The sequence below is a fragment of the Fundidesulfovibrio sp. genome, assembly GCF_058402725.1.
On the sequence record NZ_JBZVFJ010000118.1, the window covers coordinates 1 to 12,679 of the forward strand.

The window sequence follows — 12,679 nt, forward strand, 5'->3', positions numbered from 1 at the left end:
CCACGGCCGCGAAGAATCCCGCGCGCCCCAGACGCCCCCCCAGGCTCACACCGCCGCCCAGCACGATGCGCGCGGGCGAGAGCGTGAGCGTGATCCCAGCCAGAGCCGTCCCCGTGTAGGCGGCCGCGAGCCCCCATGCGGGGTGGTCCGCCGGGAGGTCCGCCGCGTCCAGGCCCGTGCGCGCCCGGATGGCTGGTCCGCCGCACAGGCCCTCCCAGCAGTCGCCGTGGAAGGGGCACACTCCGGGGAAATCGTCGCCGGGCAGGCGCGGTAGGCGCACGTGCCCCATCTCCGGATGCGTGAGCCCGTGCGCGACGCGTCCGCCGCACACGGCCCCGCCGCCGATGCCCGTGCCCATGGTCACGTAGACGAAATCCTCCAGGCCCCGGGCCGCGCCCCAAGCCCCCTCGCCCAGGGCCGCGCCGCCCACGTCGGTCTCGAAGCCCGTGGGGACGCCGGGAAAGTGCGCCCGCAGGCTCCCCAGCAGGTCGAACCCGGACCAGCCCGGCTTGGGCGTGGCAAGCACATGGCCGAAATCCGGGGCGCGCGGGTCCAGGCGCACGGGACCGAAGGAGACAACCCCCAGGCCCGCCACGGGAGCGCCGTGGGCGGCCTCGCGCCCGCGCAGCCACGCGACGGCGCGGGCCACGGCCGCGTGGGGGTCGTCCCCGGCGGGGGTCTCGAAGCGGTCGGGGGGTGGAAGGGGGGCGTAGCCGCCCCGGGCCACGGCACAGACGATCTTGGTGCCCCCGGTCTCCAGCCCGGCCAGCAGGGGGGCCGCGTCGGCGTTTCGCTCGCTGTTCATGAGCCAGCGGTAGTTCGTGCCTCGAGGCGTGTCAATTTCGCGCGCATGCTTTCCATGCGCGTCCCGCTGTGGTAGCGCCTTGGGCCACACATCCGAATCTGACCGTACCCGGAGGCCCCATGCCCGACGTGTTCGATCCCATCCAGGCAGGCGCTCTGACCCTCCCCAACCGCTTCCTGCGCTCCGCCACATGGGAAGGCCTGGCCGCGCCCGATGGCTCGGCCACCCCCGAACTGGCCGAATGCATGGCCGCGCTGGCCCGTGGCCAGGTGGGGCTGGTGATCAGCGGCCACGCCTTCGTCACCCCCGAGGGCCGCGCAGGCCTGCGCCAGCTGGGCGCATACGACGACGCCCTCCTGCCGGGCCTCACCTCCCTGGCCCGGGCCGTGCACGAGGCCGGGGGGCTCTGCGCCCTGCAGATCGCCCATGCGGGGGACCAGGGCAACTCCGCCCTCTCCGGCCTGGAGGCCGTGGGCCCCTCCGACGTGGAGCGCCCCGGAACGCTGCCCTGCCGCGCCCTGGACCGCGAGGGCATGGAACGCCTGACAAGGGCCTTCGTCCAGGCCGCCCTGCGCGCCCGCACGGCCGGATTCGACGCCGTGCAGCTCCACGCTGCCCACGGCTACCTGCTCTCGCAGTTCCTCTCGCCTGCCTGGAACCGCCGCGACGACGCCTACGGAGGCTCGCCCGCCAAGAGGGCGCGCTTTCCCCTGGAGGTGGCGCGCGCCGTGCGCAAGGCCCTCGGGCCGGACTACCCTCTGTTGGTGAAGCTCAACGCCGGGGACTTCGTGGAGGGCGGCCCCGCACCCGAGGACATGGTGCGGGCCGCCCTGCGCTTCGAAGAGGCGGGCGTGGACGCGGTGGAGCTCTCGGGCGGCTGCCGCCAGGCCGGGGAGGCCTTCATGCCCGCGCGCAAGGGGCGCATCCGCTCCCAGGAGGAGGAGGCCTACCACCGCCGCACGGCGAAGCACGCGAAGGAACGCGGGCTCAAGATCCCCCTCTTCCTGGTGGGGGGCATCCGCAGCTTCGAGGTGGCCCGGGGCCTGGTGGCCTCGGGCACGGCCGACGGCGTGAGCCTGTGCCGCCCGCTCGTCTGTGAGCCGGACCTGGTGAAGCGCTGGCGCGAGGGCGACCTGCGCCCCGCCCTGTGCGTCTCGGACAACGCCTGCTACGGCCCAGGATTCGCGGGAGAGGGCATCCGCTGCGTCACCTTCGAGAAGCGGCGCGCCCGGGCGAGCTAGACCGCCGGCCCCGGAGGAGCGATGCCTCCAGCCCGCTCGCGACACTCTCCGGCACGGTGCGGCATGGTGCGGCACGGTGCGGCAAAGCGAAACCCTCGCGCGGCTCCCGCGCGAGGGTTGCTCTTTTGCCGCGAGGCAACGCCGGGGCCCCCCGGCCGGCGCTAGGCGTACTCGCGCCGGTTCAAGCCCAGCATGCAGAACACCTCGTAGGTGATGCTGCCCCACCAGCCCGCCAGCTCCTCGGCGCTTACGCGGCCCTCGCCCTCGCCGCCCAGGAGCCAGGCGTCGCCGCCCGGGGCCACGCCCTCGATGCCGCTCACGTCCACGGCGGTCATCTGCATGCACACGCGCCCCAGCACCGGCGCGCGCCGCCCGTTCACGCACAGGCCCGCCCTGCCCGAGAGGCCCCGGGAGTAGGCGTCGGCGTAGCCCGCCGCCGCGATAGCCACGGTCATGTCCTTCGTCGCGGTGTAGGTGCGCCCGTAGCTGATGGTCTGCCCGGCCTGGAGGGCGTGCACGGAGAGGATTTTCGTGCGCACCTGCATGGCCGTGCGCAGGCCCTCGCCCAGGTGGGCCAGGGGCGTGCCGTGGAAGGGGTTCGTGCCGTAGAGGGCGACGCCCGCGCGCTGGAAATCCAGGTGCAGCTCCGGGTGGGCCAGGATGCCCGCCGAGTTGGCGATGCTGGCCCTGGGCCGGATGCCCCGGGCGGCCAGGGTCTCGCGCACGGCCGCGAACTCGCGCCCCTGCTCGCGGGCGTAGTCGTGCGCGGCGGGGTCGTCGGCCGTGGCCAGGTGGGAGCAGACGTAGGCGGCCTTCACGCCCGGCAGAGCCTCCAGGCGCTGGGCCAGGGCCGGAACGTCGGCCAGGGTGAAGCCCAGGCGGCGCATGCCGGTGTCGAACTTGAGGGCCACCTCCAGGGGCGCGCCGGGCTGGGCGGCCAGCAGGTCCAGCTGCTCGAAGCAGTGCAGGAAGGGCACGATGCGCGCCTCGCGCGCCAGGCGCACGTCGGCTTGGTCCACGGGGCCAAGCAGGGCCAGGACGTTGCGGGCGTGGCCCGAGGCGCGCAGGGCCTGGGCCTCCTCCACCGTGCCCACGGCGAAGGTCTCCGCGCCCTCCTGGGCCAGCACCTGGGCCACCTGGGCGAGCCCGTGGCCGTAGGCGTCGGCCTTGACCACCGGCACCGCGTTGCCGGACCTGGCGTTCAAGAGTTTGTAATTGTGGACGATATCGGCCAGGTCGATGACGGCCGTCACTTTGTTCCAGGGAATGGCCATGTGCGCTCCATTGCCGGTGGCTTCGCCTTGGGGTAGAGGCCGGGGATGGTATCGTATCGCAGCATCCGTGTCCTGCCCCCACACCTTCAGAACCAGATCGCCGCGGGGGAAGTGGTAGAGCGGCCTTCGAGCGTCGTCAAGGAACTGGTGGAGAACAGCCTGGACGCCGGGGCCGCGCGCGTGCACGTGGCTCTGGAAGGCGGCGGCGCGGGGCTCATCCTCGTGCAGGACGACGGCCGGGGCATGGACGCGGGCGAGTTGCGCCTGGCGCTCACCCGCCACGCCACCAGCAAGCTTTCGGCCCTGGAGGATCTGGACGCCATCGCCACCTACGGCTTCCGGGGCGAGGCCCTGCCCTCCATCGCCTCGGTCTCGCGGCTGCGCGTGGCCTCCAAGAGCCAGGACAGCCCGGACGCAGTGTTCCTGGACGTGGCCTTCGGCGAGATCGTGGAGGAAGGCCCGGCCGCGCTCACCCAGGGCACGCGCATCGAGGTGCGTGAACTCTTCGGCAACGTGCCCGCCCGGCTCAAGTTCCTCAAGTCCGTGGCCACGGAGACCAGGCGCTGCCAGGAGGTGCTCGAGCGCGTGGCCCTGGCGCGCCTGGACGTGGGCTTCAAGTATTCGGTGGACCAGCGCTCCGCGTTGCGCTTCGTGGCCGGGCAGGATCTGGCCGCGCGCCTGGCCGTGGTCTGGCCCCCGGCCCTTGCCCAGGCCCTGCTCCCCGTGGAGGGCGAGATGCACGGCATGCGCGTGACGGGCTTCGCCGCCCTGCCCCACGCCGGACAGGCCCGCACGGACCGCATGCTCTTCTACGTGAACTCCCGCCCCGTGCAGGACCGCGTGCTCCTGCGCGCCGCGCGCGAGGCCTACAAGGGCCGCATGCTCTCCCGGGAATACCCGGCCCTGGCGCTCTTCCTGGAGGCCGGACCGGGCGAGGTGGACGTGAACGTGCACCCTGCCAAGACCGAGGTGCGCTTCCGCGACGAGGGCCTGGCCTTCACCCTGGTGCGCCAGGCCCTGGCCCGCGCCCTGGACCTGGGCGCGCCCTCGGCCCGCATGACCGCCGTTTTGGACCGCAACGCGCCCTCTATCGCCCCGGAGACCAAGTTCGGCACCTACCGCGACTACCTCCATGAGGTGGCCCGCGAAGCCGGGCGGGACGCGGCGGACATGGAGCGGGAGCCACCGGCCCGCGCGGGACACGACACGGCCCCCCTGGAGGGCTCCCAGAGCGAAGCCCCCTGGCGGCCCCAGGGCGGACCGGCCCCCGGCGGGACGGAGCGCCACCGCGAGCCCCCTGCCCTCTCGGGCCAGGCATGGCGCGAATCCCTGGCCGTGCGCGAGCACGGCGCGGACTATCTTGCGGGACGTCCTGCCGCCTCCGGCGGTTTCGCCGGGGACCCCTCAGTATCCGACGGTTCCCGGGACAGCCCGGCCGCCTCCGGCGGTTTCGGACCCCGCCTCGCCCAGGACCGCCCCTCGGACCCGGACGGCCCCGCGCGGCGCGCCTCGTCCGGCGAGGCCTCCGAAGGGCGCGGCGGACTCTCCTCATGGCTGCCCTGGGGGCGACGCGGCGGGGAGCCCCCTGCCGCCGCCTCAACGCAGCCCCACTCCGGGGCGCGGCAGGGGCCGGAGCAGGCCCCCCGACAGCCGGGACGCACGGCCAAGGGGGTGGAATACCTGGGCCAGGTAGCCGACACCTACCTGGTGCTGCGCCTGGGGCGCAAAGGGCTCACACTCCTGGACCAGCACGCGGCCCACGAGCGGGTGCTCTTCTCGCAGCTCAAGGCCGCCCAGAGCCGGGGCGAGTCGCGCCCGCTGGCCGTTGGCTTCGAGATGAGCCTGCACCCCTCCGAGGCCCGCCGCCTGGAGTCACTCTGGAAGGACCTCGCGGCCCTGGGCTTCCAGATGCGCGCGGACCGCCCCGGCGTGGTGGGCGTGCGCGGCGTGCCCCCGCTGCTGAACGCGGGCCAGGCCAAGGAGTTTCTGCGCGACGTGCTCTCGGGCAAGGCGCGCACCATGGAGGACCTCTGGGCCGTGATGAGCTGCAAGGCGGCGGTGAAGGCCGGGGACGCCCTGGCCGAGCACGAGGCGCTCTCCCTTGTGGAGGCCTGGAGCGCCGCCAGGGACCGCGACCACTGCCCCCACGGCCGACCCGTGGCCGTGCACTGGGACGTGAAGGACCTGGAAAAGCTCTTCAAGCGGGGGAAGTAGGCGTCAGCCCCGGCCTCAGGGACGCATCAGGCCGCCCGGCGCAGCCAGGAAACCAGCTTGCGGAACACCAGCCCGGCCCGCCCCGCGAAGGGAAGGCCAAGCAGCCCCCGGATCAGGACCAGGAAGGGGCGCTTGGTGCACAGGCGGCACAGCCAGCCGTACCTGTTGCGCATGGCCATGTAGTACACGAACACGAGGAAACTGGAGACCGTGATGTTCTTGAGCTCGTTGTAGTGCGAGGTCAAGAGCACCTTTTCCACGTAATCCCCGTCGATGATTCCATCCGCAAGGGCGCGACGGTAGAGTTCCGTGCCGGGGTAGAACTTCAGGTGGAAGACGTTCAGGGAGACCTTGCCGCCCAACGGATCGCCGCCGAGCCTGGCGCCGAGGGCCATGAAGAACTCCACGTTGCGGCAGAGATCGTCCAGTCGTTCGTAGGGGTTGTCCAGGATCATGTCCAGATTCACGCGGTGCCCGTACTCCAGGCATGTGGCGATCTTCCCGATGATGGACGGGCCGTTGAAGGGCCGCTCGTAGACTTCCCTGTTCATGCGTTCGCTGGCGCCCTGCAGCCCGAAGCGGATGTGGTCCACGGCGATGTCCGCGTCCCTGATTGCGTCCAGTTTCTCCTTTGAGAGCGACGTGAACGTGCTGGAGAGCTCCCAGATCGGCAACCCCACCTCCCGCCCGTAACGCTCCATGAACGCGCGGAATTCGGCCAGGGGGACGCTCATGATGTCGTCGTCCAGGAAATAGACCTTGTCCAGCCCCGGAACGGCCTGGCGCGCGCGCTCCAGCTCTTCGAGCACCAGGGCCGTGGCGCGTTTGCGCACGGTCTTTCCCAACCCCCGGTAGCGCATGTTGAAGGCGTTGTTGCAGCAGAAGGTGCACCGGAAGGGGCAGCCCCTGGTCATCATCAGCCGATACCCCTTGTCGAGGCATTCTTCCCTGAAGAATTCCGGACGCTTGGCCAACTCGAAACACTCGGACTCCGACAGGATGTAGGTCTCCTTGAGGTCCAGCTCCGGCACGGGGAGCAGGTCCACGTCGAACAGGGGGGCCAGGGGGTTGCAGTGCCTTCCGCCCTGGGGGTCGCGGTATCCCAGGTTGGGAAGCGATGTCCTGTCCGCGCTGGTGAGGAATCCGTGGAGCAGGTGTTCCCCTTCGCCCAGACAGACGTAGTCGGCGAAGTCCAGAAACAGGTCGGGGGTCATCACCACGGGCGCACCGCCCAGGATCACATCCCCCGGGAACGCCCCGCGCAGGTGCTCGCAGACCTGGCGCGCCCGGGCGAGCGAATGGATGGAAATGAGCGAAACGCCCACCACATCGAAGCCCTGCACCAGACCGGAGAGCTGGTCCAACTGACCGGCGGTCAGCAACGAATACTGGTTCTTCTCCGTATGGAAGGCATGGACGACGCGAACGCGATGCCCCTTGAAGCGCAGGTAGCCGTCCAGGGATCTGAGGCCGAATGCAAAATGGCTGGACGTGAAGGTGACGAGTGCGATGGATCCCATTCGTGAGCCCCTGATGATTTCGGCGTGCTCTACAGGAAGGGGTCCTCCGCCAGCAAGTGGTTTCGCACGTAGTCCCGCACGCCCTCCTCCAGGGAGGCGAAGGGCCTGCGGTAGCCCGCCGCGCGCAGTCGGTCCACGGGGGCCTGGGTGTAGTACTGGTAGCGGTCGCGGATCTGCCCGGGGATGTCCACGTACTCGATGCGCGGGGGCGCGCCCATGGCCTCGAACACGGCCAGGGCCAGGTCGGTGAAGCTGCGCGCCGCGCCCGTGCCCACGTTGAACACGCCGTTGGCCTCGGGGTGCTCCAGAAGCCAGGCCACCACCTCTGCGCAGTCCTTCACGGAGACGAAATCGCGCAGCTGACCGCCGTCGGCGTACTCGGGCCGGTGGGAGCGGAAGAGCCGCACGCCGCCGCAGTCCCGGATCTGCTCGAAGGATTTGCAGGCCACGCTGCGCATGTCGCCCTTGTGGTATTCGTTGGGGCCGTAGACGTTGAAGAACTTCAGGCTGGCGATGGAGGCCAGCCAGCCGTTTTCGCGCGCGGCCAGATCGAAGCGGTGCTTGGAGTAGCCGTACATGTTCAGGGGGCGCAGGCGGTCCAGGCCCTCGGGGCCGTCCTCGAAGCCCCGCGAGCCGTCGCCGTAGGTGGCGGCGCTGGAGGCCGTGACGAAGCGCGCTCCGTGCTCCAGGCAGAAGCGGCAGAGCTCCGTGGTGTAGCGGGTGTTGTTCTCGTAGAGGAAGTCCGCGTCGCGCTCGGTGGTGGCCGAGCAGGCCCCCATGTGCACCACGGCCGTGACGCCGAAGGGGTCGCCCCCCTGGCGGACGCGGCGCAGGAAGTCGTCCTTGTGCAGGAAGTCCGCGTAGGAGCGGTTCACCAGGTTGCGCCACTTCTCGCCCGAGCCCAGGGAGTCCACCACCAGGATGTCCTTTCGCCCCGCCTCGTTGAGCTTCCAGATGACCGCGCTGCCGAGAAACCCGGCTCCGCCCGTGACCACAAGCATGGCCCCTCCCGCATGCAAATCGCCGTTTTCACCGGACTAAATCAGCCGCCGGACCAAGGCAACCGTTTTGCCTTGGCATAGCCTCGTGAATTAGGGTACAAGTTGCCGTACCACCACACCCAATTTCCCGAGAGGCTGCCTCATATGTCGATCTTCAACGAATTCGATCTCGCGCTCAAGGCCATCTACCAGCAAGCCGTGGAGGACGAACGGCTCATCCAGAACCCCGGTGCGCAACGGCTCAAGCGCATCAGCCTGGAGGAGCCCGAGGTCGTCGAGACGCTCTACGGCAACGTCGTGGCCCGCACCGAACCCGCCTCCCGCGCCAAGCCCCACACCCGCAACAACATCGACTCCCCCTTCAACCAGTCCGAGTTCACCCTCCTGGCCCAGGCCCGCAAGGCCCTGGCCGGACAGCAACTCATCTGCATCGACGTGCTCGTGCGCCAGGACGACGAGCAGGCCGTCACGGCCCGGCTCATGGTGCCGCGACGCTTCGCCCACATCGCCTACGGCGGGGCCAAGCTCTTCGGCCCCCTTGTGAAGGACGTGACGGACCCCACCTACCAGGTGGTCTTTTTTCACGACGAGGCCTGGAAGGACAACGCCGGCAAGCCCCTGGCCGAAAAGGACATCACCATCCGCCTCATCCACTCCGACAACGGCCGCATGATCAAGATCGTGCGCAACTCCAGCTATCTGGGCGAGTGGAAGAAGGGCGTCTTCGCGGGCGAGTCCTGGCGCGCCAAGGTGGCCAAGGAGGGCATCTTCCTCCACTCCGGATGCCGCCGCGACTGCCTGGAGATGGCCCACGGCGGCATGGAAACCCAGACCTCGCTCTTCGTGGCCCTCTCGGCCAACGGCAAGACCTCGCTCACCTGCCGCGTGCTGGCCCGCAACATCGGCGAGGAATCCTGGCTGATCCAGGACGACGGCGGCATCCTCAAGCGCGACGGCTCCTTCCACGGCTTCGAGCAGGGCGGCATCTACGCCAAGACCGACGGCCTCACCCCCTCGGAGCAGATCGAGACCTACTACGGAGCGCTCAAACCCGACACCTACCTGGAGAACGTCCACGTGGAGCCCGAGGGCGCGCTGGACTTCTTCAACATCCAGCGCACCTCCAACGGCCGCGCGGTCATCGAGCGGCGCGACTTCATGCACGCCCACCGCTCCATCGTGGCCCCCGAGATCGACAACATCTTCCTCATCACGCGCGGGCCCACCATCCCCGCCGTGGCCCGGCTCTCCCACTGGCAGGCCACCGCGCTCATGGTGCTGGGCCAGTCCATGGAGTCCTCCGCGGGCGATCCCTCCCAGGCCGGGGCCATCAAGAACGTCTTCTTCTACGACCCCTTCCTGGCCGGAAACCGCGTGGAACACGCCCACCTCTTCCACGACATCCTGCGCTGGAACCCGCACATCAACTGCTACCTGCTCAACACCGGCGGCGTGGGCGAGGGCGAGCACCACCGCAAGATCACCCTCCTGGACACCGTGAACATCCTGGAGGCCGTGCTGCGCCGCTCCCTGGAGGACTGGGAGGCCAACGAGGCCACCGGATACCTGGTGCCCCGCGCCGTGCGCGGCGTGGACTCCATCGTCTTCCACCCCGAGAAGCTCTTCCCCAGGCAGGACTTCGAGGAACGCCAGGCCGCGCTCTACGCCAAGCGCCGGGAGATCCTGGAATCCTACCCCGGGCTGGACCGGGCCATCGTCAACTCGCTCAAGAAGTAGGGAACAGGGCCGGACGCACGGGCGTCCGGCCCCCCCCGCGCCACGGCGCGGCCTCCCGGGACCGCCCCGGAACCTGAGCCCGTTGCATCCCTCCCCGGCCGGGGGTATGTCCCCCCGCATGAAACGCACGCACCCGCCCCGCCAGGCGTTCCGCATCCCAGCCTCCGCCCTTGTCCTGGCGCTGGCCCTGGCCTTCTCCGGCCTGAACGTCGCGCCCGCCCAGGCCCAGGCCCCGGACCTCACGGCCCGGGCCGACCGGCTCCTGGGCATCGCCTACCGCGTGGACGGCGTGCTCGACGAGAAGGGCCGCTGGACCACCTTCGAGCACCCCGAGAAAACCTTCGACTCCCCCGGGCTCAACTGCTCGGGCCTGGAGTTCGCGCTCCTGCGCCTGCTGGTCCCCTCCGGCCCCCCGGCGAGCCTGGCCGGGCGCGACCGCCAGGGCGACTCCGGCCCGGGCGCGCCCATGGGCCAGGACTGGGACTACGGCTTCGACCTTACCCTCAACCTCACCGAGGGCATGAACCGCCGCTGGCTCCTGCCCGAGCCGCGCGCCGTGTCCGGCGCCGACACCGGCCGGGAAATGCTGGGCTTCCCCCTCTCCGACGAGGCCGTCTGGCGCAGGGCGCTCGCCCAGGTGAAGCCCGGCCAGGCCTGCCTGGTGAGCTTCAGCCAGACCGGACGGCGCAAGGGCTACACCCTCCAGCACTACCACGTGGGCGTGGTGCTGCCCGACGCCTCGGGCGGGCGCTGGCTCTACCAGTCCACGCCCAATTCCGGCGTGACGAAGACCAACCTGGCCGATCCGGCGGGCATGCGGCGCTTCCAGGCCTCCTTCGCGGGCAAGGACCGGCGCGTGCTGCTGCTCTCGGCCGACCTGCTCCCGGCCCGCTGAGCGCGGCCCGCTCCGGAGCCCCATCCGGGCGTTGCCCGGCCGGGCCAAACAGGCTACACCCCCTCACCGACATCGACCGCACAAGGAGCACGGCCGTGGGCAAGGAAAAAACGACCCTGGAGACCATCAAGACCCAGCCCGAGTTCGACCTGGAATACTACATGGAGATCAGCGGGCTCATGCGCATCACGCAGGACCTGGCCGAACTCCTGGAGCACTACTGGAACGCCTGGGAAAAGCAGATCAAGGCCTACCGCATGGAGCCCTCGGCCAAGGACGCCGACGACGGCTTCCTGCTGGTCTACCTGGACGAGGACACCGAGAATCAGGTGCAGAAGGCCTTCGAGGACAACCACCACCACGGCTTCGCCTTCCACCACCTGGCCATCACCCTGGTGATGTGCGCGGCCCAGAGCGTGATGCCCGAGCTGATCGGCGGGTGCATGCCCATGCCCACCCCCAGCCGCGAGGCCAAGAAGAAGTTCAAGAAGCTGGGGCTGGTCTGGGACGAAAAGGGCGCCATGAACCGCACCTACGCCGTGCTCACCAGCTACCCCTACAAGGGCGGCTGCGAAGACTGCCACATCTGCGGCTCCTGCCCCTCCAGCCAGATGCGCGAGATCGGGCGCATGGAAGACTAGTCCCGGCGCAAGCCCGGGCTCCATCGCAAGCGAAGCGCCTCCGTGCCCCGGCACGGAGGCGTTTTTCTTCGCGGGCCGCGCCCCTGCCCCCCCATCGCCGCGCCGGATGCGGCCCGGCCCCTCCAATCGGGACAAACGATTTGTCCAACATCCCGCCAAGCCTGTAATCCTGCCTTTCGACCTCCGGATCGTCCGGCGGTCCCGCACGGCCGGTCCGCCGAGAGCGAGGCTCCATGCGTCCGCCGCATCCCGACCACTGGTCCTTCGACGACGAATTCGACGGCGGCGAGGAGACCTGCGGCCGCGTGATCATCAACCTGCACACCTATGTGAAGCCCCTGCCCCCCGGCACGCGCCTGCTCCTCGTCTCCGAGGACCCGGCCGCCCCCGTGGAGTTCCCGGCATGGTGCAGGATGACCCGCAACGCCCTGCTGGAAACGGCCCACCCCTACTACCTCATCGAACTCAAACCGGCACTCAAGGAGAACAAGCATGGCTGACACCTTCTGCGTCACCATCACCCACTGCCGCACCGACGGCGACAAGGCCACCCTCGGCTTCGTGGTGGCCAACGCCGCCCTGGGCAGCGAAAAGGACACCATGGTCTTCCTCTCCACCGACGGCGTCTATTGCGCCGTGAAGGGCGAGGCCGAGAAGATCGACGAGGGAGCGCCCTTCGCGCCTCTCAAGGAGCTGATCGGCAAGTTCGTCAAGGCGGGCGGCAAGATCTTCGTGTGCACCCCCTGCCTGAAGAAGCGCGGCCTCTCCGAAGCCGACCTCATCGAGGGCGCGACCCCGGCCGGCGGCGCGGTGCTCGTGGAATGGCTCGCGGCCGGATCGCCCTGCGTGGCCTATTGACCCCACCCCGGGGCGCGGCAGGCCCGCCGCGCCCCGGACTGCCCAAAGGACGCCCATGACCAGCTTCGACGCCTTCACCCCGCCCGAGCCCGCCAGGGTCTTCGACGGCGGCGACCTGGACTGCGGATCGGGCCTGGCGCTCATGATCCGCGAACACATGCTCGCCGTGCCCGTGGGGCAGGTGCTGGAGATGGTCAGCCGCGAGCCCACCGTGGCCGACGACCTGCCCCCCTGGTGCCGCCTTTCCGGGCATCGATTCCTGGGCAGCCTGCCCGGCCCCTCCGGCGTGCGCTACTTCATGCGCCGGGGCATGCCCCCGGGGGCCTCGGGCGAACAGACCGAGCGCCAGGCCCTCGAAGAGGACAAGCGCCGCGCAAGGCAGTACCAGTGGCGGCTGCGCGTGCGCGGGGGCGAGGGCCAGACCAGCACGGTCTACTGCCGCAACTTCTCCTGGAAACTCGGCCAGCCCGCCAGCTTCGAGGAGCGCGACGCC

At 70.2% G+C, this 12,679-nt stretch carries 12 protein-coding genes; 8 read left to right on the forward strand and 4 right to left on the reverse strand.

Annotated features, from left to right (window positions below):
• Positions 1-805 (reverse strand): ROK family protein (locus ACV4UX_RS14130; RefSeq protein ID WP_491593920.1); only part of this gene is annotated, 805 nt, incomplete at its 3' end.
• Between the two features lie 119 nt (positions 806-924).
• Between ACV4UX_RS14130 and ACV4UX_RS14135 the strand changes: the two genes are divergently transcribed.
• Positions 925-2,046 carry an NADH:flavin oxidoreductase gene (locus ACV4UX_RS14135; protein ID WP_491593921.1) on the forward strand — a complete coding sequence of 374 codons (1,122 nt, stop codon included), beginning with the start codon at positions 925-927 and terminating at the stop codon, positions 2,044-2,046.
• Between the two features lie 161 nt (positions 2,047-2,207).
• On the opposite strand, the gene alr is transcribed toward ACV4UX_RS14135, so the two are convergent.
• Complete coding sequence (gene alr / locus ACV4UX_RS14140; RefSeq protein WP_491593922.1) at positions 2,208-3,320, reverse strand: alanine racemase; 1,113 nt, start codon at positions 3,318-3,320, stop codon at positions 2,208-2,210.
• A 45-nt stretch (positions 3,321-3,365) separates the two neighbouring features.
• Between alr and mutL the strand changes: the two genes are divergently transcribed.
• Positions 3,366-5,534, forward strand: coding sequence for a DNA mismatch repair endonuclease MutL (gene mutL / locus ACV4UX_RS14145; protein ID WP_491593923.1), 2,169 nt, complete (start codon positions 3,366-3,368; stop codon positions 5,532-5,534).
• Positions 5,535-5,560: 26 nt separating this feature from the next.
• On the opposite strand, the gene ACV4UX_RS14150 is transcribed toward mutL, so the two are convergent.
• Together ACV4UX_RS14150 and rfaD are read right to left on the reverse strand one after the other, a co-directional pair.
• Positions 5,561-7,054 carry a B12-binding domain-containing radical SAM protein gene (locus tag ACV4UX_RS14150; protein WP_491593924.1) on the reverse strand — a complete coding sequence of 498 codons (1,494 nt, stop codon included), beginning with the start codon at positions 7,052-7,054 and terminating at the stop codon, positions 5,561-5,563.
• Positions 7,055-7,083: 29 nt separating this feature from the next.
• Entirely contained in the window at positions 7,084-8,055 is a 972-nt protein-coding gene (gene rfaD, locus ACV4UX_RS14155) for an ADP-glyceromanno-heptose 6-epimerase (protein ID WP_491593925.1), read from the reverse strand.
• A 144-nt stretch (positions 8,056-8,199) separates the two neighbouring features.
• On the opposite strand from rfaD, the gene ACV4UX_RS14160 reads away from it, so the two are divergent.
• The 6 genes from ACV4UX_RS14160 to ACV4UX_RS14185 form a co-directional block, all read left to right on the forward strand.
• The gene (locus ACV4UX_RS14160) at positions 8,200-9,792 is read left to right on the forward strand and encodes a phosphoenolpyruvate carboxykinase (ATP) (RefSeq protein WP_491593926.1); all 1,593 of its coding nucleotides are present in this window, start codon (positions 8,200-8,202) and stop codon (positions 9,790-9,792) included.
• Between the two features lie 118 nt (positions 9,793-9,910).
• A complete protein-coding gene (locus ACV4UX_RS14165) occupies positions 9,911-10,687 on the forward strand; it encodes a hypothetical protein (protein ID WP_491593927.1) in 777 nt (258 codons plus the stop codon).
• A 95-nt stretch (positions 10,688-10,782) separates the two neighbouring features.
• Positions 10,783-11,328, forward strand: coding sequence for a hypothetical protein (locus tag ACV4UX_RS14170; RefSeq protein WP_491593928.1), 546 nt, complete (start codon positions 10,783-10,785; stop codon positions 11,326-11,328).
• Positions 11,329-11,561: 233 nt separating this feature from the next.
• Complete coding sequence (locus ACV4UX_RS14175; protein ID WP_491593929.1) at positions 11,562-11,828, forward strand: sulfurtransferase TusA family protein; 267 nt, start codon at positions 11,562-11,564, stop codon at positions 11,826-11,828.
• On the forward strand, positions 11,821-12,186 hold the full coding sequence (locus tag ACV4UX_RS14180; RefSeq protein WP_173082319.1) for a DsrE family protein: 366 nt from the start codon (positions 11,821-11,823) through the stop codon (positions 12,184-12,186). The genes ACV4UX_RS14175 and ACV4UX_RS14180 overlap by 8 nt, the downstream gene beginning before the upstream one ends.
• Before the next feature lie 55 nt (positions 12,187-12,241).
• Positions 12,242-12,679 (forward strand): sulfurtransferase TusA family protein (locus ACV4UX_RS14185; RefSeq protein ID WP_491593930.1); only part of this gene is annotated, 438 nt, incomplete at its 3' end.